At 70.6% G+C, this 20452-nt stretch carries 16 protein-coding genes; 4 read left to right on the forward strand and 12 right to left on the reverse strand.

Annotation, left to right across the window (positions count from 1 at the left end; genetic code table 11):
• Entirely contained in the window at positions 1–1428 is a 1428-nt protein-coding gene (locus ACFVT1_RS10735; protein ID WP_389794172.1) for an AI-2E family transporter, read from the forward strand.
• A 75-nt stretch (positions 1429–1503) separates the two neighbouring features.
• Here ACFVT1_RS10735 and ACFVT1_RS10740 read toward each other — a convergent pair whose 3' ends face one another.
• Together ACFVT1_RS10740 and ACFVT1_RS10745 are read right to left on the reverse strand one after the other, a co-directional pair.
• A complete protein-coding gene (locus ACFVT1_RS10740) occupies positions 1504–2037 on the reverse strand; it encodes an alkyl hydroperoxide reductase (protein ID WP_361442585.1) in 534 nt (177 codons plus the stop codon).
• Positions 2038–2049: 12 nt separating this feature from the next.
• A complete protein-coding gene (locus ACFVT1_RS10745) occupies positions 2050–2604 on the reverse strand; it encodes a peroxiredoxin (protein WP_362200130.1) in 555 nt (184 codons plus the stop codon).
• Positions 2605–2736: 132 nt separating this feature from the next.
• On the opposite strand from ACFVT1_RS10745, the gene ACFVT1_RS10750 reads away from it, so the two are divergent.
• A complete protein-coding gene (locus tag ACFVT1_RS10750; protein ID WP_389794173.1) occupies positions 2737–3723 on the forward strand; it encodes a hydrogen peroxide-inducible genes activator in 987 nt (328 codons plus the stop codon).
• 33 nt (positions 3724–3756) lie between these two features.
• Here ACFVT1_RS10750 and ACFVT1_RS10755 read toward each other — a convergent pair whose 3' ends face one another.
• The 5 genes from ACFVT1_RS10755 to ACFVT1_RS10775 form a co-directional block, all read right to left on the reverse strand.
• Complete coding sequence (locus ACFVT1_RS10755) at positions 3757–6168, reverse strand: ABC transporter permease (protein ID WP_389794174.1); 2412 nt, start codon at positions 6166–6168, stop codon at positions 3757–3759.
• Positions 6165–6851 (reverse strand): ABC transporter ATP-binding protein, encoded by a 687-nt coding sequence (locus tag ACFVT1_RS10760; protein WP_389794175.1) that lies wholly within the window; start codon positions 6849–6851, stop codon positions 6165–6167. The genes ACFVT1_RS10755 and ACFVT1_RS10760 overlap by 4 nt, the downstream gene beginning before the upstream one ends.
• Entirely contained in the window at positions 6848–7372 is a 525-nt protein-coding gene (locus ACFVT1_RS10765; protein WP_389794176.1) for a helix-turn-helix transcriptional regulator, read from the reverse strand. The genes ACFVT1_RS10760 and ACFVT1_RS10765 overlap by 4 nt, the downstream gene beginning before the upstream one ends.
• A 69-nt stretch (positions 7373–7441) precedes the next feature.
• Positions 7442–7630, reverse strand: a complete 189-nt coding sequence (locus ACFVT1_RS10770; RefSeq protein ID WP_389794583.1) for a hypothetical protein — start codon at positions 7628–7630, stop codon at positions 7442–7444.
• Positions 7631–7685: 55 nt separating this feature from the next.
• Positions 7686–8657 (reverse strand): SPFH domain-containing protein, encoded by a 972-nt coding sequence (locus ACFVT1_RS10775; protein WP_389794177.1) that lies wholly within the window; start codon positions 8655–8657, stop codon positions 7686–7688.
• Between the two features lie 232 nt (positions 8658–8889).
• Here ACFVT1_RS10775 and ACFVT1_RS10780 point away from each other — a divergent pair, with 232 nt between their 5' ends.
• Positions 8890–11160, forward strand: coding sequence for a transglycosylase domain-containing protein (locus ACFVT1_RS10780; RefSeq protein WP_389794178.1), 2271 nt, complete (start codon positions 8890–8892; stop codon positions 11158–11160).
• A gap of 72 nt (positions 11161–11232) precedes the next feature.
• Here ACFVT1_RS10780 and ACFVT1_RS10785 read toward each other — a convergent pair whose 3' ends face one another.
• The 4 genes from ACFVT1_RS10785 to ACFVT1_RS10800 form a co-directional block, all read right to left on the reverse strand.
• Entirely contained in the window at positions 11233–12702 is a 1470-nt protein-coding gene (locus ACFVT1_RS10785; RefSeq protein WP_362200154.1) for a catalase, read from the reverse strand.
• A gap of 133 nt (positions 12703–12835) precedes the next feature.
• On the reverse strand, positions 12836–14776 hold the full coding sequence (locus ACFVT1_RS10790) for a SpoIIE family protein phosphatase (RefSeq protein WP_389794179.1): 1941 nt from the start codon (positions 14774–14776) through the stop codon (positions 12836–12838).
• A gap of 371 nt (positions 14777–15147) precedes the next feature.
• Positions 15148–15843 carry a DUF402 domain-containing protein gene (locus ACFVT1_RS10795; protein WP_389794180.1) on the reverse strand — a complete coding sequence of 232 codons (696 nt, stop codon included), beginning with the start codon at positions 15841–15843 and terminating at the stop codon, positions 15148–15150.
• A gap of 44 nt (positions 15844–15887) precedes the next feature.
• Positions 15888–17312: a class II fumarate hydratase gene (locus tag ACFVT1_RS10800; RefSeq protein WP_389794181.1), complete on the reverse strand. Its 1425-nt coding sequence runs from the start codon at positions 17310–17312 to the stop codon at positions 15888–15890.
• A 105-nt stretch (positions 17313–17417) separates the two neighbouring features.
• Between ACFVT1_RS10800 and ACFVT1_RS10805 the strand changes: the two genes are divergently transcribed.
• Positions 17418–18947, forward strand: coding sequence for a ricin-type beta-trefoil lectin domain protein (locus ACFVT1_RS10805; RefSeq protein ID WP_389794182.1), 1530 nt, complete (start codon positions 17418–17420; stop codon positions 18945–18947).
• A 162-nt stretch (positions 18948–19109) separates the two neighbouring features.
• Here ACFVT1_RS10805 and ACFVT1_RS10810 read toward each other — a convergent pair whose 3' ends face one another.
• The gene (locus ACFVT1_RS10810) at positions 19110–20411 is read right to left on the reverse strand and encodes a M18 family aminopeptidase (protein ID WP_389794183.1); all 1302 of its coding nucleotides are present in this window, start codon (positions 20409–20411) and stop codon (positions 19110–19112) included.
• Positions 20412–20452: the final 41 nt, after the last annotated feature.

Below are 20452 nucleotides of genomic sequence, written 5' to 3' on the forward strand. Positions count from 1 at the left end.
ATGTCGAAACTTCCGGGGTGGCTCGGCCGCCTGGGCGCCGAACTGACCGAGCTGGGTGAGCGGCTGGAACAGCGCAGGGCCGAGGCCGAGGGGGGCAGGGCCGAAGTCGAGGGGGGCAGGGCCGAGCCCGTCGAGCCGCCCGTGCCCGCCGGAGCGGTGCCCGCCGGGGCCGGTCCGGACGACAGGGCCCGGCACGAGGCCGCGGCCGCCGAACATGTGCCGCCGCCGCCCGCGTACGCGCCCTCCGTGGCCGCCCGGCCCGATCCGGTCGCGGCGATCCCCTGGGGCATGCGGGTCGCGGCCGAGGCGTCCTGGCGGCTGCTCGTCCTGGCAGGCACGCTCTGGGTGCTGATGCGGGTCATCAGCGCCGTGCAGTTGGTGGTGCTGGCCTTCGTCGCCGCGCTGCTCGTCACCGCGATGCTGCAACCGACCGTCGCCCGGCTGAAGCGGTACGGCCTGCCGCGCGGACTGGCCACCGCGGTCACCGCGATTCTGGGCTTCGTCATCATCGGGCTGGTCGGCTGGTTCGTGGTCTGGCAGGTCATGGACAACATCGACACCCTCTCCGACAAGGTGCGGACGGGGATCGACGACCTGAAGAACTGGCTGCTCGACAGCCCCTTCCACGTCACCGAGCAGCAGATCAGCGACGTCGCGAAGAACCTCAGCGACACCATCGGCACCAACACCGAGCAGATAACCTCCGCCGGACTGCAGGGCGTCACCGTGATGGTGGAGTTCCTCACCGGGATGCTGCTGGCGATGTTCTCGACGCTCTTCCTGCTGTACGACGGGAAGCGCATCTGGCACTGGGTGCTGAAGCTGGTGCCGGCGCAGGCCCGGCCGGGCGTCGCGGGTGCCGGGCCGCGCGCCTGGCGGACGCTGACCGCCTATGTGCGGGGCACGGTCGTCGTGGCGCTGATCGACGCGATCTTCATCGGGCTCGGGATCTGGTTCCTGAACGTGCCGATGGCGGTGCCGCTCGCCGTCTTCATCTTCCTCTTCGCCTTCATCCCGCTGGTCGGCGCGGTGGTCTCCGGCGCGCTCGCGGTGGTCGTCGCGCTGGTCACCGAGGGGGTGTTCGCCGCGCTGATGGTGCTGGCCGTGGTGCTCGCCGTGCAGCAGATCGAGGGCCATGTGCTGCAGCCGTTCATCCTGGGACGCGCGGTACGGGTGCATCCGCTCGCCGTCGTCCTCTCGGTGGCCGCGGGCGGCATGATCGCGGGCATCGGGGGAGCGGTCGTCGCGGTGCCGCTGGTGGCGGTCACCAACACGGTGGTCGGATATCTGCGCTCGTACGGGCAGGAGGAGGCGCTGCGGCACGCACCGCCTCCGCACGGGGCGTCCGCGCTCGATGTCGCTCCGACACCCGCGCCGGGATCGCCGCCGGAGGACATCGGCCGCGGCGGCGGCAGGAAGACCACCTGAACGAGGACAGAAGAAGGGCCCCGTGGACGGTCGGTCGTCCTCGGGGCCCTTCTCGTATCAGGGGTGGTGCTGGTCCTACTCGGCGAGCACGGCCTCGGCTTCGAGGGTCACGCCGACCGCCTGGATCACCGAGGCGATCTTGACGGCCTCCTGAATGGTCTCACGGTCCACGCCGGCCTTGCGCAGCACCTGCTCGTGGGAGTCCAGGCACTGGCCGCAGCCGTTGATCGCGGAGACCGCGAGCGACCACAGTTCGAAGTCGATCTTCTCCACGCCGGGCTTGCCGATGACGTTCATCCGCAGGCCCGCGCGGAGCGTCCCGTACTCGGGGTCCGACAGCAGGTGCCGGGTCCGGTAGAAGACGTTGTTCATCGCCATGATGGCAGCGGCCGACTTCGCGGCGGTGTACGCCTCCGCGGAGAGATTGGCCTTCGCCTCCGGCTCCAGCTCGCGCAGCACCTTCGGCGAGCGCGAGGCGATCGCGCAGGCGAGGACGGTGCCCCACAGCTGCTGCTGCGGGAGCTCGCTGTTCCCGATGACCGAACCGAGGTTCAGCTTCAGGTCCTTGGCGAAGTCCGGAACGGCGGCCTTCAGTTCGTCGAGTGCCATGTCGCTGTCAGCTCACTCGCCCGAGAGGAGCGCGACCGGGTCGAGGGTGTTCTCGCCCTTGGTCCAGTTGCACGGGCACAGCTCGTCGGTCTGCAGGGCGTCCAGGACCCGCAGGACCTCCTTGGGGTTACGGCCCACGGAACCGGCGGTCACCATCGTGAACTGGATCTCGTTGTTCTGGTCGACGATGAAGACGGCGCGCTGGGCGAAGCCGTCCTCGCCCTCGATGCCGAGCTCACGCATGAGCTCGTGCTTCGAGTCGGCCATCATCGGGAAGGGCAGGTCGGTCAGGTCCGGGTGGTCCTTGCGCCAGGCGTGGTGCACGAACTCGGAGTCACCGGAGAAGCCGAGGACCTGGGCGTCACGGTCGGCGAACTCGTCGTTCAGCTTGCCGAAGGCGGCGATCTCGGTGGGGCACACGAAGGTGAAGTCCTTCGGCCACGCGAAGACGATCTTCCACTTGCCCTCGTAGGTCTTGTGGTTGATCTGCTCGAACTCCTTGCCGCTCTCCAGCGAAACACAAGCAGTCAGGTCGAACTCGGGGAACTTGTCACCGACAGTGAGCACGCGCTCTCCTTGCAGCGTTGGAATTCCCTTTTTGGGGGAGTTCCTGAGGGTTGGACGGTCCCCACCTTGGCACAGACTTCATTGATCGCGGAAATAGCTATACTCGGTCGTGATGATCGGAGGTGCCTATCAGTGGCGCAGGGTAACCAGGGCAATCGGACCAAACAGCCCAGTCTGTCGCAGCTGCGCGCCTTCGCGGCCGTCGCCGAATGCCTGCATTTCCGGGACGCGGCGGCAGCCATCGGGATGAGTCAGCCGGCACTCTCCGGGGCCGTGTCGGCGCTGGAGGAGGCCCTGGGCGTCCAGCTCATCGAGCGTACGACGCGCAAGGTGCTGCTCTCACCGGCCGGGGAGCGGCTGGCGGTGCGGGCGCGGGCGGTGCTGGAGGCCGTCGGTGAGCTGATGGAGGAGGCCGAGGCGGTCCGGGCGCCGTTCACCGGAGTGCTCAGGCTCGGCGTGATCCCGACCGTCGCGCCGTACCTGCTGCCGACCGTGCTGCGGCTGGTCCACGAGCGCTACCCGGAGCTGGACCTCCAGGTGCACGAGGAGCAGACCTCCTCCCTGCTGGAGGGGCTGGCCGCGGGAAGGCTGGACCTGCTCCTGCTCGCCGTGCCGCTCGGCGTGCCGGGCGTGACCGAGCTTCCGCTCTTCGACGAGGACTTCGTGCTGGTGATGGAGCGGGACCACTGGCTGGGCGGGCGCACCGACATCCCGCGCGAGGCCCTGCGCGAGCTGCCGTTGCTGCTGCTCGACGAGGGCCACTGCCTGCGCGACCAGGCGCTCGACATATGCCGGGAGGCGGGGCGTACGGAGGGCGCGCCGGTCACCACGACCGCGGCCGGGCTCTCGACACTGGTGCAACTGGTGGCCGGCGGACTCGGGGTGACGCTGCTGCCGCGTACCGCGGTGACGGTCGAGACCGGCCGCAACGACGCGCTGGCCACCGGGTACTTCGGGGAACCCGCACCGTCGCGGCGGGTGGCGCTGGCGATGCGGACGGGGGCGGCGCGGCACGAGGAGTTCGAGGAGTTCGCGGCGGCGCTGCGGGTGGCGATGAGGGGGCTGCCGGTCCGGGTGGCGGCGGGCGCGGAGCGCGGGGAGGGGGTGCGGTCCCTCTGAGGACCGCACCCCCTCCGTCCGGCTGCCGCGCCGTCACTCCGTGCGCAGGCCGTCCGGGCGCATCATGCGCCACAGCGGTGGCAGCGACAGCAGGGTGACGAGCAGGATCAGTGCCGCGCCCGCTCCCGCCATCGGCAGGAAGAGCCACCAGTCGGTCACCTTCTTGCCGATCATGCGGATCATCACGGCCCCCAGGCCGAGACCACCGGCGATCGCGACCACCAGGCCGATGAGCACGGGGACGGCGGTCTGCCAGAGCACCGACCAGCCGAGCGTGGTCCGACGGGTACCGAAGGCGACCAGGACCGACAGCAGGCGCTTGCGCTCCCGCAACTGCTCCAGCTGGGAGACCAGCATCGCGGCGGCGATCAGCAGCAGCGTCGCGGTCGCGCCGACCCGGAGACCCTTCTGCACACTGGCGTACTGCTGGTCGCGGACCACCGAGTTCAGGGCGACGACCCGCATCGCCCGGTCGAGCTCGGCCGCCGTGTTCCGTACGTACTCGGAGACGTCCTCGACGCTCTGGTCCACCCGGATCTGCGCGTTGGTCTGGGCGTGCAGCAACGTGCGCGGGTCGATCGCGCCGACCGTGGCCATGATGCCCCAGTGCTCCTCGCCCATCGGGTCAAGGCGGGCGGTGACGGTCGGAGCGTCGGCGGGCAGGGTCCACAGCCTCGACTTCTCGCCGGGCACCGATCCCGCCTGGTAGTTGAGCTCGACCGGCTTGCCCTTGCGGGCCGTCTTGTCCATCCAGTCGGCCATGTTTTTGTCCTTGCTGGGGTGGACGACGAATGCGTCGCCCTCCTTGCAGGAGCCGATCCGGGCGATCTCGCGCAGGGTCGCGCAGTCCCCGACGGTCAGCGAGGTGGTGGGCTGGATGTCGTCGCCCTTGTACGTGCCCGGCTTCACGACGTACGTCTCGACCATGCCGATGACCGCCGTGACGCCCTTGGTGGCCCGGAACTTCTTGATGGTCTGCGCGGCCGCGTCACCGGTGACGGTCTCGGAGAACGTGTAGAACTGGGCGCGCTTCGGATCCTGACCGGTCACCCGGTCGAAATCGTCGCCCACCGCGGCGAACAGCATTTGCAGGGCCACCGCGCCCGCGACCGCGACCGTGATGCCGCTGACCGCGCGGGAGGCCGCCCCGCTGCTCAGCTGGAGCCTGCGGGTGGCGAGCTGCCAGGGCACCGGGCCGCCGCGCAGCCGGTTCACACACGCCTCGACCAGCCACGGCAGCAGCAGGGCGAGCCCGACCAGCACGAGCACGGCGCCGCCCGCGATCGGATACGGGTCCACCTCGGCGTACTGATCCACCTTGCCGGCCAGCACGAGCACCGCCAGGCCCGCGACCGGGACCAGCAGGCGCCACCAGAGGCGGCGCTTGCGGTTGCGGTTGCCGCGTACGACGCCGAGCGGTTCGATGACCACCGAACGCAGGGCGATCAGCGTGACGAGCACCGCCGCCACCGGAACCACGACCACGACCAGGGCCGCCAGCCAGAGTTCGGGGACCAGGTCCGCCGGGAAGGCGCTGGCCCCCCACACCTCGACGGAGCCCATGAACTGACGCCCCACCAGGAAGAAGGCCAGGCCGGCCAGCAGGCCGAGCACCGCCCCGAAGAACGCCTCACCGGCCGCGATCCGCCGGGTCGTCCGGATGTCCGCACCGACCAGACGCAGCGCGGCGAGCCTGCGGTCGCGCCGGTCGCCGCCGAACCGCACGGCCGTCGCGATGAAGATCGCGACCGGCATCAGCAGGACGACGCAGATCATGATGATCAGCACGATGAGGATCGGCGACATGGGCCGGGGCGGGGCCGGGTCGCCGTAGCCGGCGACCCGGTGGCCGCCGTTGGCGGGAGTCAGCGTGTCGCTGCCCGCGTAGTAGAGCAGCTCTCCCGGCGCGAGCAGGCCGGGGTCGGCGATCGTGCCGGTGATCCGGTACGGCAGCCGCTCCTTGAGGAGGCGGCCTTCCGAGGAGTCCAGCAGCTTCCTCAGGGCGGGCGAGACCACCATCTCGTCCGCGCCGGGGAACCGCGCGACGCCCGGCGGGACGATCGGATGCGTGCCGTCCGCGCGCATCAGATGGCCCCCGACGGAGCGGCCGCGGTACTCGGTCTCCGCGTTGACCCGGAGCACCGAGGAGTCCGACTTCTCGGCTGCGATGTCGGGCGAATCCGCGACCGTGGACTCGGCGCGGGCCTGACCACGGGCGGAACGTTCATTCATCAGGTGCGGCGCGGAGGCGGCGGCCAGCAGCAGTGCCACGCCGAGGCCGACGCCGACGGCCGTCAGCAGGGTGCGGATCCAGCCCTCGCGCCCGCCGGACGCGGCGAACCGGACGCCGAGGGCGAGATCGCGCAGCAGGCCGGCGAAACCGGTGGGCCGGGCGGGCCGCGGCGGTGCGTCGGCCGGGGCGTCCTTGTGGTCGAGCAGGGTCATCCGGCGTGCTCCAGATTGTGGGCCCGGCCGTCGCGCACGGTGACGTCGCGGTCGGAGTACGCGGCGACCCGGGCCTCGTGGGTCACCAGGACCACGGCGACATGGGTGGAGCGGGCCGCCTCGGTGAGCAGCTGCATGACCCGCTCGCCGTTGAAGGAGTCCAGGGCGCCGGTCGGCTCGTCGGCGAAGATCACCTTGGGGGAGGCGGCGAGCGCACGGGCCACCGCGACGCGCTGGCCCTGGCCGCCGGAGACCTCGCCGGGGCGCTTGCCGCCGACGGTGTCGACCTCCAGGCGCTCCAGCCAGTGGCGGGCGGTGGCTTCGGCGTCCTTGCGCTTGGTACCGCTCAGCCGGAGTGGCAGGGCGACGTTCTCCACACAGGTCAGCTCCGGGACGAGCTGGCCGAACTGGAAGACGAAGCCGAACTCGGTGCGGCGCAGAGCGCTGCGTTCGGCGTCGGACATCGCGGAGAGCTCGCGGCCCGCGTAGGTGATCGTGCCCTGGTCGGGGGTGACGATTCCGGCGAGGCAGTGCAGCAGGGTGGACTTGCCGGAGCCCGACGGGCCCATCACGGCGACGACCTCGCCGGGGTGGATGGAGAACGACGCGCCGTCGAGCGCGGGCGTCGGGCCGTACGACTTGTACAGGCCGTCGGCGCTGAGCAGGGAGCCGGCGGGGGTCATGCGCCCACCTCCGTGGCGAGCCGGTCGAGCCGGGCGGCGGTCAGTTCGAGCCAGCGCAGATCGGCTTCGAGATGGAAGAGCGCGTGGTCGCAGATCAGCTGGTCGGCGAGGTCGCCCTTGCGCTTGCGGTCGGTGAGGATGCGCATGAGGCGCAGGTGCTCCGCGCGCTGGGTGTCCAGCAGCGCCTCGGCGCTGCGGCCGGTGAGCAGGGCCAGGACGACCTTGGTGTAGAGCGTCGACTGGAGGTACGGCTCGGGCTTCTCCGGCTGCGCGAGCCAGGTGCCGACGTCGGTGATGCCCGCCTCGGTGATGGCGTACCGCTTGCGCTCGGGGCCGCCCCCGCTCTCGACGCCGTCGACCTCGACGAGGCCGTTCTTGAGGAGCCGGGACATCGTCGAGTAGACCTGCCCGTAGTGCAGGGGGCGGTCGTGGCCGAACTTCTCGTCGAAGGTGCGCTTGAGGTCGTAGCCGTGGCGGGGGCCGGACTCCAGGAGTCCGAGCAGGGTGTGGCCGATAGACATGCGCAGCACTGTACACGGCATGTATACCTCCGGTGTATACCGGATGCCTCCCTCCCTGGCCCCTCGGAGTCACTCGGAGGGCGGGGACTTCGGCGGCCGCCCCCGGCGGGGGATCGGACGGGCCGTGCCGGGCAGGCGGCCCGCCTCGGCCAGCGCCCTGCGCAGCAGGAACTCGATCTGGGCGTTCGCGCTGCGCAGTTCGTCGGCGGCCCAGCGGGCGAGTGCGTCGTGCACCGCGGGGTCCAGCCGCAGCAGCATCTGCTTGCGCTGCTGCGGCCCGCGTCCGGGGGTCTCTTCCGTCACTGGTCTTCCGTCACTGGTAAAGAGTGCCCGTGTTGAGGACCGGCTGCGCCGCGCGGTCACCGCAGAGCACCACCATCAGATTGCTGACCATGGCGGCCTTCCGCTCGGAGTCGAGCTCGACGATGTCCTGCTCGGCGATCCGGGTCAGCGCCATCTCGACCATGCCGACCGCGCCCTCGACGATCTGCTGCCGGGCCGCGACCACCGCGCCGGCCTGCTGGCGCTGAAGCATCGCGGAGGCGATCTCGGGGGCGTACGCGAGATGACTGAAGCGCGATTCGATGATCCGCACACCGGCGGCCTGCACCCGGGCGGTGAGCTCCACGGCCAGCTTCTCGGTGATCTCCTCCGCGTTGCCGCGCAGGGAGAGGCCGCCCTCCTCGTGGGCGTCGTACGGGTACTCGATGGCGATGTGCCGGACGGCCGCCTCGGTCTGGGTGGCGACGAACTCCAGGAAGTCGTCGACCTCGAAGAGCGCCTGCGCGGTGTCCTCGACCTTCCAGACGACGATCGCGGCGAGTTCGATCGGGTTGCCGTAGGCGTCGTTGACCTTCAGGACTGCGGTCTCGTGGTTGCGGACCCGGGTGGAGATCTTCCGGCTGCTGGTGAGCGGATTGATCCAGCGCAGCCCGTCGGTGCGGATCGTGCCGACGTACCGGCCGAAGAGCTGGATCACCCGTGCCTCGCCCGGTGCGACCATCTTCACACCCGTCATGCAGAAGAACGAGGCGATGACGAGCAGGACCCCGAATATGCACACCGGGATGCCTACGCCGTTGTTCCCGTTCGAGCCGATGACGCCGCCGATGATGGCCAGGCCGATGCCGGCGATCACCCCGATCACGGTCAGCAGCAGGCCGAGGCCGCCGGGGATGCTGTGCGCCGTCACCTCTCTCACCTGTGGTTCGGGCATCTCGGGGGCGTCGGGCGTGAGGTCGGCGGTCAGGGTGGACGCGGCGTGCGGATTGCCTTGGTCGGGCATGGGATCCCCCGTTTCGAAAGACTGACAGAGCGGTACTCGGTGCTAGCAATGTGATTACACATTACTCGGGTTCGCAACCCTGGGCCCCTCTCGTGAGTCGGTTCCCTAGAGAACGGGTGCTGATTGTCACGTCCGGAAAAGACCGCATCGCTTGCTTTTTGTCCTCGCCGACGGTGTTAGCTGGCTGGGCTGAGCTGATCTGGTCGAGCAGAGAAACGGGAGCAACACAGAGATGGGTCGAGCGGATGCGCGACGAGCCCAGCGGCGCGGGTCGCGGCGGGCTGCGAAGAGCGGCGGCATACGCAGACTCTTCACCTGGCGGAAGATGCTGGGCACGTTCTTCGGGTTCTGCCTGTTGATCATGGGCGCCTTCGTGGCGCTGTACGTGTACGTGGACGTGCCCAAGGCCAACGCCCTGGCCGAGCGGCAGAGCAACGTCTACCAGTACAGCGACGGCACCGTGCTGACCCGGACCGGTGACGGGGTCAACCGCCAGATCGTGGACCTGGCCGAGGTCCCCAAGGAGGTGCAGCACACCTTCGTCGCCGCCGAGAACAAGACGTTCTACCAGGACAAGGGCGTCGACCTGAAGGGCACCGCGCGCGGCATCCTCAGCACGCTCACCGGCAAGGGCAAGCAGGGTGGCTCGACCATCACCCAGCAGTACGTGAAGAACTACTACCTGACGCAGGACCCGACGATCAGCCGGAAGCTCAAGGAACTGGTGATCTCCCTCAAGGTCGACCAGAAGAAGGACAAGAGCTTCATCCTTGCCGGGTACATCAACACCGCCTACTACGGACGCGGCGCGAGCGGGATTCAGGCCGCGGCGCAGGCCTACTACGGCGTCGACGCCAAGGACCTCAACGTCTCCCAGGGCGCCTATCTGGCCGCGCTGCTCCAGGCCCCCAGCCAGTACGACTGGGCGATCGCGTCGCCGACCGGCAAGAAGCTCGTCAAGGACCGCTGGGGTTACACGCTCGACAACATGGTCGAGATGCACTGGCTCGACAAGTCCGAGCGCGACACCCTGAAGTTCCCCGTCCCGGACAAGCCCAAGCCCGCCCGCGGCATGGAGGGCCAGACCGGCTACCTCGTGGAGGCGGCCAACAAGGAGCTGGACAAGCAGGGCATCACCGGCGACATGCGGCAGGCCGGCGGCTGGACCTTCACCCTCAACATCGACAAGAAGCGCCAGAAGGAACTGGAGAAGGCGGTCGACCGCCAGCTGGAGTCCAAGCTGGACCGCAAGGACAGCAAGGTCGACGCGACCGTCCAGGCGGGCGCCACCTCCGTCGATCCGAAGACCGGTGCCGTCGTCGCGCTCTACGGCGGGGTGGACTACGTCAAGCACTACATATCCAACGCCACGCGCCAGGACTACCAGCCCGCCTCCACCTTCAAGCCGCTGGTGCTCGCTTCCGCGCTGGAGAACGAATCGAAGACCCAGGGCGGCGACCTGATCGGCGTCAACACCCGCTACGACGGCACCAGCAAGCGGCCCGTCGTGGGCAGCGACACCCCGTTCGCCCCGCAGAACGAGGACAACGTCAGCTACGGCGACGTCACCGTGCAGAACGCGATGAACAAGTCGATCAACTCGGTCTTCGCGCAGATGGTGGTCGATGTCGGCCCGCCCGCGGTGAAGAAGACCGCGCTGGCCCTCGGCCTCCCCGACAAGAACTTCCCCGAGCGTCCCGCCATCACGCTCGGCACGATGAACGCCTCGACGTGGGACATGGCCGGGGCGTACGCCACCCTCGACAACCACGGCAAGAAGGTCACCCCGTTCATCGTGAAGTCCGCCAAGCACCGCGACCGGACGGTCGAGCCGGTCAAGGGCGTCGGCGACCAGGTGATCAGCCGCAAGTCCGCCGACACCGTGACCTCCGTCCTGAAGGACGTCGTGGAGAGCGGCTCCGGCAGCAAGGCGGCCAACGCCTCGGCGTACCAGGCGGCGGGCAAGACGGGTACGTCCGAGAACAACAAGTCGGCCTGGTTCGCCGCGTACACCCCGGACCTCACCACGGTGGTGGCGCTCTTCGGTGAATCCCCCAAGGAGGGCGGCGGCCAGGTCACCCTGACCGGTACCGCCAACTCCGGCCGGGCCAACGGCGGTGGCTTCCCGGCGGAGATCTGGGCGGACTACACCCTCGGCGCGCTGAACGGCGGTTCCGGGGCGCGGTTCGACCTCCAGGACGTCGAGCGCGGCGAGGTCACCCTGCCGAGCAGCCCGCCGGCGACCACCTCGCCGTCGGAGACCCCCGACCCGGATCCGTCCCAGTCGTCCGGCTCGCCGGACCAGCACCCGAGCACGCCCTCCAGCCCGCCGGCCAGCGAGACGCCGGATCCGCCGGCCAGCGAGTCGCCGGATCCGCCGGTCAGCGAGTCGCCGGATCCGCCGGACGGCGGGACGGACCCCGGGCGGCCGGGCAACAACGTCAACCCCCCCGCCACCGATACGCCGCCGCGTCGAGGTGGGTGTTCGTCGATGCGCGGTTGACTTGGGGCGCGGGTGGGCGTGGGGGGGGGCCGCCCGCCACCGCCCCTCTCCTGTGCGGTCTTCGCGACGTTCTCAGCCGCCGTTGACCTTCTTGGCGACCCGGTCGCCGAGGTCCTTGTCCACATTGCGCCAGTACTGCAGCGCGCGCTCCAGGACCGGGGCGCTCACACCGTCCAGCAGATGGCCGGAAATGTTCGACACCAGCCGCTCGCGGGCCGCTTCGTCGAGGACCTTGCGCACCATGGTGCCCGCCTGGCCCCAGTCGTCGTCCTCGCGGTGCAGCTTGTACGCCTCGTGCACCATCTCGCCCGCCGTGGCCCAGCCCGCCGGGTCGCCGAAGCGCTGGGTGTCCGCCGCGGGACCGCCGTACGAGTTCGGTGCGTAGACCGCTCCCGTACGGGTCGGCTCGTACCGCATGGGGCCGTCCTTCGCGTACGAGTTCCGGCCGAACCTCGGACGGTTCGGGGGCAGCTGCGCGTAGTTCGGTCCGATCCGGTACCGGTGGGTGTCCGGGTACGAGAAGAGCCGGCCGAGCAGCATCTTGTCCGGCGACGGACCGATGCCGGGCACCAGGTTCGACGGCTCGAAGGACGCCTGCTCGATGTGGACGAAGAAGTCCTCGGGGTTCTCGTCGAGCGTCATCCGGCCGACTTCGATCTCCGGATAGTCGCCGTGCGGCCACACCTTCGTGAGGTCGAACGGGTTGAACCGGTAGTCCGGCGCGTCGTCGAACGGCATGATCTGGACGTACAGCGTCCAGCTCGGGTGGTCGCCGCGCTTGATCGACTCGAAGAGGTCGCGGCGGTGCACGTCGCCGTCGACGCCGGCCATCTCGTCCGCCTCGGCCTGCGGGTAGAAGTCGATGCCCTGGTCGGTCTTGAAGCGGTACTTGACCCAGAACCTCTCGCCGCCGGCATTCACCCACATGTAGGTGTGCGAGCTGTAGCCGTTCATGTGGCGGTACGTCCTGGGGATGCCCCGGTCGCCCATCAGCCACGTCACCATGTGCGCGGACTCGGGGGAGAGCGTCCAGAAGTCCCACTGCATGTCGTGGTCGCGCACCGCGCTGTCCGGCCGGCGCTTCTGCGAGCGGATGAAGTCCTGGAACTTCATCGGGTCGCGCACGAAGAAGACCGGCGTGTTGTTGCCGACCATGTCGTAGTTGCCGTGCTCGGTGTAGAACTTCAGGGCGAAACCACGGGGGTCGCGCCAGGTGTCGGGGGAGCCCTGCTCACCGGCGACCGTGGAGAAGCGGGCGAGCATGGCGGTCTGCTTGCCCGGTTGGAAGAGGTCCGCCTTGGTGAACTGGCTGACGTCGTTGGTCACCTTGAAGAAGCCGTAGGCACCGGAGCCCTTGGCGTGGACCACTCGTTCGGGGACCCGTTCACGGTTGAACTGGGCCATCTTCTCGATGAGGTAGTGGTCCTGGAGCAGGATCGGTCCGTCGGATCCGACAGTGAGCGAGTGTTCGTCGCTCTCCACCGGGATTCCGGCGTTGTTCGTGGTGTAGGGGGTGTTCCTGGTCTTCGATTCCTCGGGCACGAGCGTCCTCCCGTCGGTGGGGGTTTCGGTCAGGTCGTCTCGTTCACGACTGAAGTCAACTCCGCCGACAGGAGGACGGCAACATTTGGCTACCGTCCGTGCAGGGCTCTTCCCCGTGCCCGGTCCGGGCCCCCTACTGGCCCCGGGTCGGCATCTCGAACCAGACCACCTTGCCCGTCGAAAGACGCGTCGCCCCCCACCGCCGGGCCAGCCGGTTCACCAGGAACAGGCCGCGGCCGCCCTCGTCCATGTCCCGGGCCCGGCGCTGCCGGGGCAGTTGCGGAGCGTCGTCACCGACCTCGCAGCGCAGCGTGTCGGTGCGCAGCAGCCGCAGCGTCACCGGTCGCTCCGCGTAGCGCACGGCGTTGGTCACCACCTCGCTGACCAGCAGCTCGACCGAGTCGGAGAGATCGTCGAGCCCCCAGCGGTTCAGTGCCCGGCGGGCCAGCCTGCGGGCCCGTCCCGGGGCGGTCTCCTCCGGTTCGAGGTGCCAGTACGCGACGTCGCTCGGCGCGATCCCGTCGAACCGGGCGGCGAGCAGCGCGATGTCGTCGTCCCGGTCGCCGGGACCGAGCATGTCCAGGACGTCGTCGCACAACGCCTCCAGCGGCGGCGAGTGGTCCGGGCCGGTCAGCCGGGCGGTGGTGGCGAGCCGTTCGCGCAGCTGCTCGATCCCGGTCCAGACGTCCCGCAGCCGGGACTCCACCAGACCGTCGGTGTACAGCAGCAGCGTGGCGCCCGCGGGCGCGTCCAGTTCGACGGCCTCGAAGTCCACCCCGCCGACGCCGATCGGGGCGCCGGGCGGTACCCGCAGCACCTCCGCGCGGCCGCCCAGGTGGAGCAGGACGGGCGGCGGGTGCCCGGCGTTGGCGATCGTGATGCGGTGCGCGACCGGGTCGTACACCGCGTACAGGCACGTCGCCATGCGATCGCTGCCCAGCCGCTGCGCCTGCTCGTCGAGGTGGTGCAGGACCTCCTGCGGCGGCAGGTCGAGCCCGGCCAGGGTCTGCGCCGTGGTGCGCAGCTGGCCCATGATCGCCGCCGACGTCATGGAGTGGCCCATGACGTCCCCGACGACAAGGGCGACCCTGCTGCCGGGCAGCGGGATCGCGTCGTACCAGTCGCCGCCGACCCGGGCCGTCTCGGCCGCCGGGAGATAGCGGGAGGCGAGCCGGACACCGGTCGGCTGGGGCAGCGAGTCGGGCAGCATGGTGCGCTGGAGCTCGTCGGCGATGTACGCCTCGCGCCCGTACAGCACGGCCTTGTCGATGCCCAGCGCGGTGTGCGTCGCCAGCTGGGCCGCGACCAGCAGGTCATTGGCCTCGAAGGGCGGCCGCTCGGTCCCGCGCAGGAAGACGGCGGCGCCGATCACCCGCCGCCGGCCGCGCAGCGGGGCGAGGATCGCCCGGTGCCCGGTGGGTACGGTTCGGCCGGAGCCGAGCAGTTCCGGCAGTGCGGCACGGGCCGCCGCGGAGTCCCCGAAAACGGGCCGCACCCCACGCAGCACCTCGGCGAGCGCGCCACCCGAGCGGACCTCGCACAGCTCGGCCGCGGGCGGCAGGTCGCCGTGCGGGTCGATGACGGGCAGCCGCAGGCGCTCGATCTCCGAGGAGGTCTCGGTCTCCTCCTCGTTCAGCCGCAGCCGGTCCGACCGGCGCAGCCGCAGCACGAACGGGGAGACCGGCCGCTCGTCACCGACCGGGAGCGGGTCGCGGAGGTAGACCAGTATGGCGTCGGAGAACGTCGGCACGCTGGCCCGGCACAGGCCCAGCACGATCTCGTCGAGGTCTATGCCGCGGGCGATCCGCCGGGTGGCGGCCCCCACGAAACGCAGCCGGTCGCCCTCGCGACGGGCCGCGGCCTGGGGGTCGAGTCCTGCGGGGCCGGGATTCACCGCGGCAGCGGCGGGAGCCGCCGGATTCGCCCCGGCGCCCGGCGCCGCGGCGGGTCCGGGGATCGCGGCGGTGGCAGGGGAAGCAGCCGGCGCGGCATCCTGCTGCCGCGGCCGGGTGCGTTCCTGCGACCGGGCGGCGAGAGGCTGCCGGCCTTCGTGGGAGGTGGGATGCTCCGTCACGCGTGGGGTTCCGTCCGTCCGGGCCGGTTGTATGAGGCAATCACCTCGTGGGGCGCCACTGTGCCCCGGCAAGAGCGGTGATAACAACGGCTGTCACCGGATGCCCCCGAAAGAGGGGCCGAAACCGGATGCCCGCAGGGTGGTTCGCCGACAACGTTTCCGGTGACGGGGCGGGCGACAGCGAGCACGTCTCCACCCCCTCGTAGTGGCTCATGCGATTCATCCGACTGATGTGGCTCGTCCAGCTCATGCAGTGCGTGGTGCTCGTGCGATGACTTGCGGTCAGGTTCGGTGCCGCGTCTGCCGGTTGGGGCGGTGCGGCGCTCCGGAGGGCGATCCTACGTTTGCCCCCCTGGGGTGCATCAAGGGTCTCACGATGCCATGGGGGAGGGGGTACGGTCCCAGTCATCCGGGAGGGCGGGGACGCGCCAGTGCGGATCGGGCCGCCAGTCCTCCCAGCCGTCCCGGAACGGCGCTCCCCACGCCCGGATCACCTCGACGGCCGCGCGGCCCGCCTCCCGTACCCGCCCGGCGGTCCGCGGAGTCATCAGACCGACCCGCTGCGCCTGGGCGAACTCGTCCTCGTCGTGCCAGGCCCAGCTGCGGTCCGGGTGGACGGAGATGTCGAGAAAGTGGTCCTCGGAGTCCATGCCGCCCGCCCAGCGGGTGCGCGGCTCCTCCAGGTTCACGTACCAGTTGCGGAACTTCCAGCCGGGCCCCCAGAACAGCCACACCGACCAGGGTTCACCAGGACGGGCGAGCTTCAGCACGCCGTTGCCGAGCCAGGGCGAGCGGGCGGTGGTGCGCGGGGCGGTGTAGCGGGTGGCGAGCGGCTCGTCGTGCACCTCGGTGCCGTTCGCCAGCACCGGCTTCACGCACTCGGTGCCGGGCGCCACCCACACGGCGAGCAACTCGTCCGTGTCCTGCACGACGGTGACGGGGCGACAGATGTGCACCGGGGCCGGGACGGGGTCCCGCGCCCCCTCGGGCAGCGGGCCGTTGCCGCGGTAGCGCCACAGGATCTGATCACCCGGCGCCCAGTGCTCGATGTACTCCAGATCTGCCATGGGCAGATCTTAGAGATGCCGGGGCCCCCTTGCTGCGATGCGTGTCACGGGCGGGTCATACGCAGCACGTCCAGCGCCTCGTCGAGCTGCTCCACCGTGAGATCGCCGCGCTCGACGTATCCCGAGTCCAGTACCACCTCGCGGATCGTCCGGCGCTCGGCCAGGGACTTCTTGGCGACCTTCGCCGCCTCCTCGTAGCCGATGTACTTGTTCAGCGGGGTGACGACGGACGGCGAGGACTCCGCGTACTCCCTGGCCCGCTCCGCGTTCGCCGTGATGCCGTCCACCGTGCGGTCCGCGAGCAGCCGGGAGGCGTTGGCCAGCAGCCGTACCGACTCCAGCAGGTTCTTCGCGATGACCGGCAGCATCACATTCAGTTCGAAGTTGCCCGCCGCGCCCGCGACGGCGACCGTCGCGTCGTTCCCCATCACCTGGGCCGCCACCATCAGGACGGCCTCGGGAATGACCGGATTCACCTTCCCCGGCATGATCGAGGAGCCGGGCTGGAGGTCGGGCAGGTTGATCTCGGCCAGGCCGGTGCGCGGCCCGGACGCCATCCAGCGCAGATCGTTGGAGATCTTGGTGAGCGAGACGGCGAGGGTGCGGAGCTGGCCGGACGTCTCCACGAGCCCGTCCCGCGCGCCCTGCGCCTCGAAGTGGTCCCTGGCCTCGGTGAGCGGCAGGCCGGTGGCGCGGGCGACCTCGGCGATGACGGCGGCGGAGAAGCCGGGCGGGGTGTTGATGCCGGTACCGACGGCCGTGCCGCCCAGCGGCAGCTCGGCGAGGCGGGGGAGGGAGGCGCGCAGCCGCTCGATCCCGTACCTGATCTGCGCCGCGTAGCCGCCGAACTCCTGGCCCAGGGTGACGGGCGTGGCGTCCATCAGATGCGTACGGCCCGACTTCACGACCGTCGCGAACTCGGCGGACTTGCGCTCCAGCGCGGCAGCCAGGTGGTCCAGTGCCGGGATCAGGTCGCCGGTGACGGCGGCGGTGGCGGCGATGTGGATGGAGGACGGGAAGACGTCGTTGGACGACTGCGAGGCGTTGACGTGGTCGTTGGGATGGACCTCGCGGCCCAGGCGTTCGGTGGCGAGGGTGGCCACGACCTCATTGGTGTTCATGTTGGACGAGGTGCCGGAGCCGGTCTGGAAGACGTCGATGGGGAAGTGGGCGTCCCAGCGGCCCCCGGCGACCTCCTCGGCGGCCTCCTGGACGGCCAGGGCGATGTCCGGGGCCAGCACCCCCAGTTCGGCGTTCACCTTGGCCGCGGCCGCCTTGATCCGGGCCAGGGCCTCGATGTGGGCCCGCTCCAGGCGCTGCCCGGAGATCGGGAAGTTCTCCACCGCGCGCTGCGTCTGGGCCCGCCACCTGGCGTTCGCGGGCACCCTCACCTCGCCCATCGAATCGTGCTCGATGCGGAAATCCGTGCCGTCCGCGGGGGTCTGCGCGGTGGCCTGTGCGTCGTCCATGGGTTCAACCTCCTGAAAAAGTTGAGCACTTGTCTCGTTCTGTGTATTCCCAAGTTGCCTACCGACCAGTAAATACCGGGGGTAACCACAACCCGGGGAGGCGCAATGAGGCGCACCAGGCACAGACTTCGCAGTACGGTCGCGGCCGCCGCGGCCATGGCGGCGGCATGCGGCGGCATGGCGGCCGCCGCAGGACCGGCGGGCGCGGCGGACCGGTCCGGTACCACCACTACCGCATCCACCCCCCTGTCGCCCGAGCTGGAGGCCATCCGCGCCGCCGAAGCCACCCAGCTGTACGGCGACCCGGCCGAGCGCCCGCTCGCCGACCGCAAGACCGGGCTGATCTCGCTCGGCGACAGCGAGATCTCCGGCGAGGGCGTCGGCACGTACGAGGCGGGCACCAACGGCCCCGACAACTGGTGCCACCGCTCGCCCGACTCCGCCATCCACCGCACCGGCATCCCGGCCGACGTCACGTACAACGTCTCCTGCTCCGGCGCGTACACCGGCAACATCGTGATCGGCGGCTCGAAGCAGTACGCCGACGAACTCGTACAGAGCGACAACCTCGCCATCAAGGCACGCAACACCCGCATCAAGATGGTCGTCCTGGTCGCCGGCGCCAATGACGACCTCCAGTTCGGCCCGGTCATGACGGACTGCGTCCAGCGCTGGGTGCTCTCGCAGGGGACCTGCCAGCCGAAGTACGACGGCGGCTGGCAGGCGCGCGTCGACGGACTCGTCCCCAAGGTCGAGAAGACGGTGCGCGATCTGAAGACCGTCATGTCCGGCGCCGGATACACCAACAGCGACTACAAGCTCGTGGTCATGGGCTACCCGAGCCCCATCGGTCCGGACTTCTACGACAACCCGGACTTCCCCGGCAAGCTTCCCGGCGGCTGCGCAGGCTACGACTCCGACGCCGCCTGGGGCCGCAACGTCGCCGTTCCCGCCTTCGAACGCGGTATGCGCAAGGCCGCAGCCGAATCGGGGGCCGTCTACCTCGACAACTCCCGGCTCTTCCACGGCCACGAGGTCTGCAGCGAGTCCACCTGGGCCCGCGGCCTCTACATCGACCTGTCGCACTTCCCGCCGGACTCCAACTCCGTCCGGCAGTCCTTCCACCCGAACGAGCGGGGCCACGGCGCCTTCGCGTCCTGCCTGACCCAGATCTACCGCTCGAACCTGCGCGAGGCGAGCTGCGCCGACCCGGCGAGCACCGGGCAGCCGGTGCTGCAGGCCGCGGCGTGGGACGACGTCTTCAAGCCCCTGAAGAACGAGGCCACGGGCACCTGCGTGGACGTTCCCGCCTCGGTGACCCGCAACGACACCGAGATCGGCGGCTGGGACTGCCACGGCGGCCGCAACCAGGGCTGGTGGTACGACTCCGGCACGAAGAACCTCCGTACGGAGCTGAGCCACGACCGGTGCCTCGACGTGCCGGGCGCCGACTACAAGGCGGGCGCCACGCTCATCCTGTGGAACTGCTCCGGCGCGGCCAACCAGCAGTTCGTCAAGGAGTCGGGCACCGTGCGTCCGGCGGCCTCGACCGGGCTGTGCCTCACGCTCGCGGCGGCCAAGGACCCGCTGAAGCTGCAGACCTGCGACGGCAGCGCGAAGCAGCGGTTCGCGTAACCGCGTCCCGCGGCGTTCGCGCGACCGCGTCCTGCGGCGGGGGAGGGGCGGGCCGGCCCCGGCCCGGGTGGCCCGGACCGCCCCGCCCTTCCCCTCCGCACCGGGCGTGGCGGCCCGGACCGCCCCGGCCCGCCGCCCCGGCCCGCCGCCCCGGCCGGTGCGTCAGCCGGACGTCATGAACGCGACCAGGACGGCGGCCAGATGACCGGGGTCCGCGGCCCCGCACAGCTCACGCGCCGAGTGCATGGACAGTCCCGGCACCCCCACGTCGACCGTCGCGACACCCAGCCGGGCCGCGGTGAGCGGGCCGATCGACGTGCCGCACGGCATCGCGTTGTTGGAGACGAACGGCTGCCACGGCGCGTCCGCCCGCTCGCACGCCGCCGCGAACACCGCCATGCCGGTGCTGTCGGTGGCGTACCGCTGATTGGCGTTGACCTTGACCGTGGGACCGCCGTTGGGCAGCGGATGGTGGCCCGGGTCGTGGCGTTCCGCGTAGTTGGGGTGGACCGCGTGTGCCATGTCGGCGGAGACGCAGAAGGCACCGGACAGGGCGCGGGACCAGTCCTCGGAGCTGCCGCCGCGCGCGGCGACCGAGCGGCCGAGGACGCGTTCCAGCAGCGGGCTCTGCGCACCGGTGTCCGAACCGCTGCCGACCTCCTCGTGGTCGAAGGCCGCCACAACGGGGATGTACGAGGGCTCCTCGGCCGCGGTCGCCGCGGCCACCAGGGCCGTGACGCCCGCGTGCACCGACACCAGGTTGTCCAGCCGCGCGGACACCACGAACTCCTGGTCCGCGCCGAGATAACCGGGCGGCTGGACGTCATGGAGCATCAGGTCCCAGCCGAGGACGTCGCCCCGCTCCATCTCCGCGGCCGCCGCGACCCGGCGCAGCAGCGCGCCCTCCTCGGGCGCCCCGAGCGCCCACAGCGGGGCGAGATGGCGCTGCCGGTCCAGGGCGAGCCCCTCATTGACCGTGCGGTCCAGGTGGATGGCCAACTGGGGCACCCGCAGCAGCGGTTCGTCGATCTGGACGAGCCGGGACTCGACGCCCCCGCCCGGACCGCGCAGTGCGAGCCGTCCGGAGATGCCCAGATCGCGGTCGAGCCAGGTGTTCAGCGGAACGCCGCCGTAGACCTCCACGGCGATCTGCCGCCAGCCCGCGGACCCGGTGTCGGGGGTGGGCTTGACCCGGAGGTTCGGGGAGTCGGTGTGGCAGCCGACGATCCGGAACGGGGTGTGGGCGGGCGCGCCCTCGGGGACGTACCAGGCGATCAGGGCGCCGCCGCGGGCGACGAAGCCGCCGCCGGTCGTGCCCGTCCAGTCGTCCGTGCCGTGCAGTTCACGGAAGCCGGCCTTCTCCAGACGCTGGGCGGCGATCGCCACCGCGTGGTACGGGGAAGGGCTGGCCCTGATGAACGACAGCAGGTCGTCGGCGTGGCTGCGGTGGGGAAGCGGCGTCATACGGCGTCCGCCTTTCCGATGTTCGACGGTGAGCGAATGAG

It is taken from the genome of Streptomyces sp. NPDC057963 (assembly GCF_042887155.1).
In the GTDB taxonomy this organism is placed as follows: domain Bacteria; phylum Actinomycetota; class Actinomycetes; order Streptomycetales; family Streptomycetaceae; genus Streptomyces.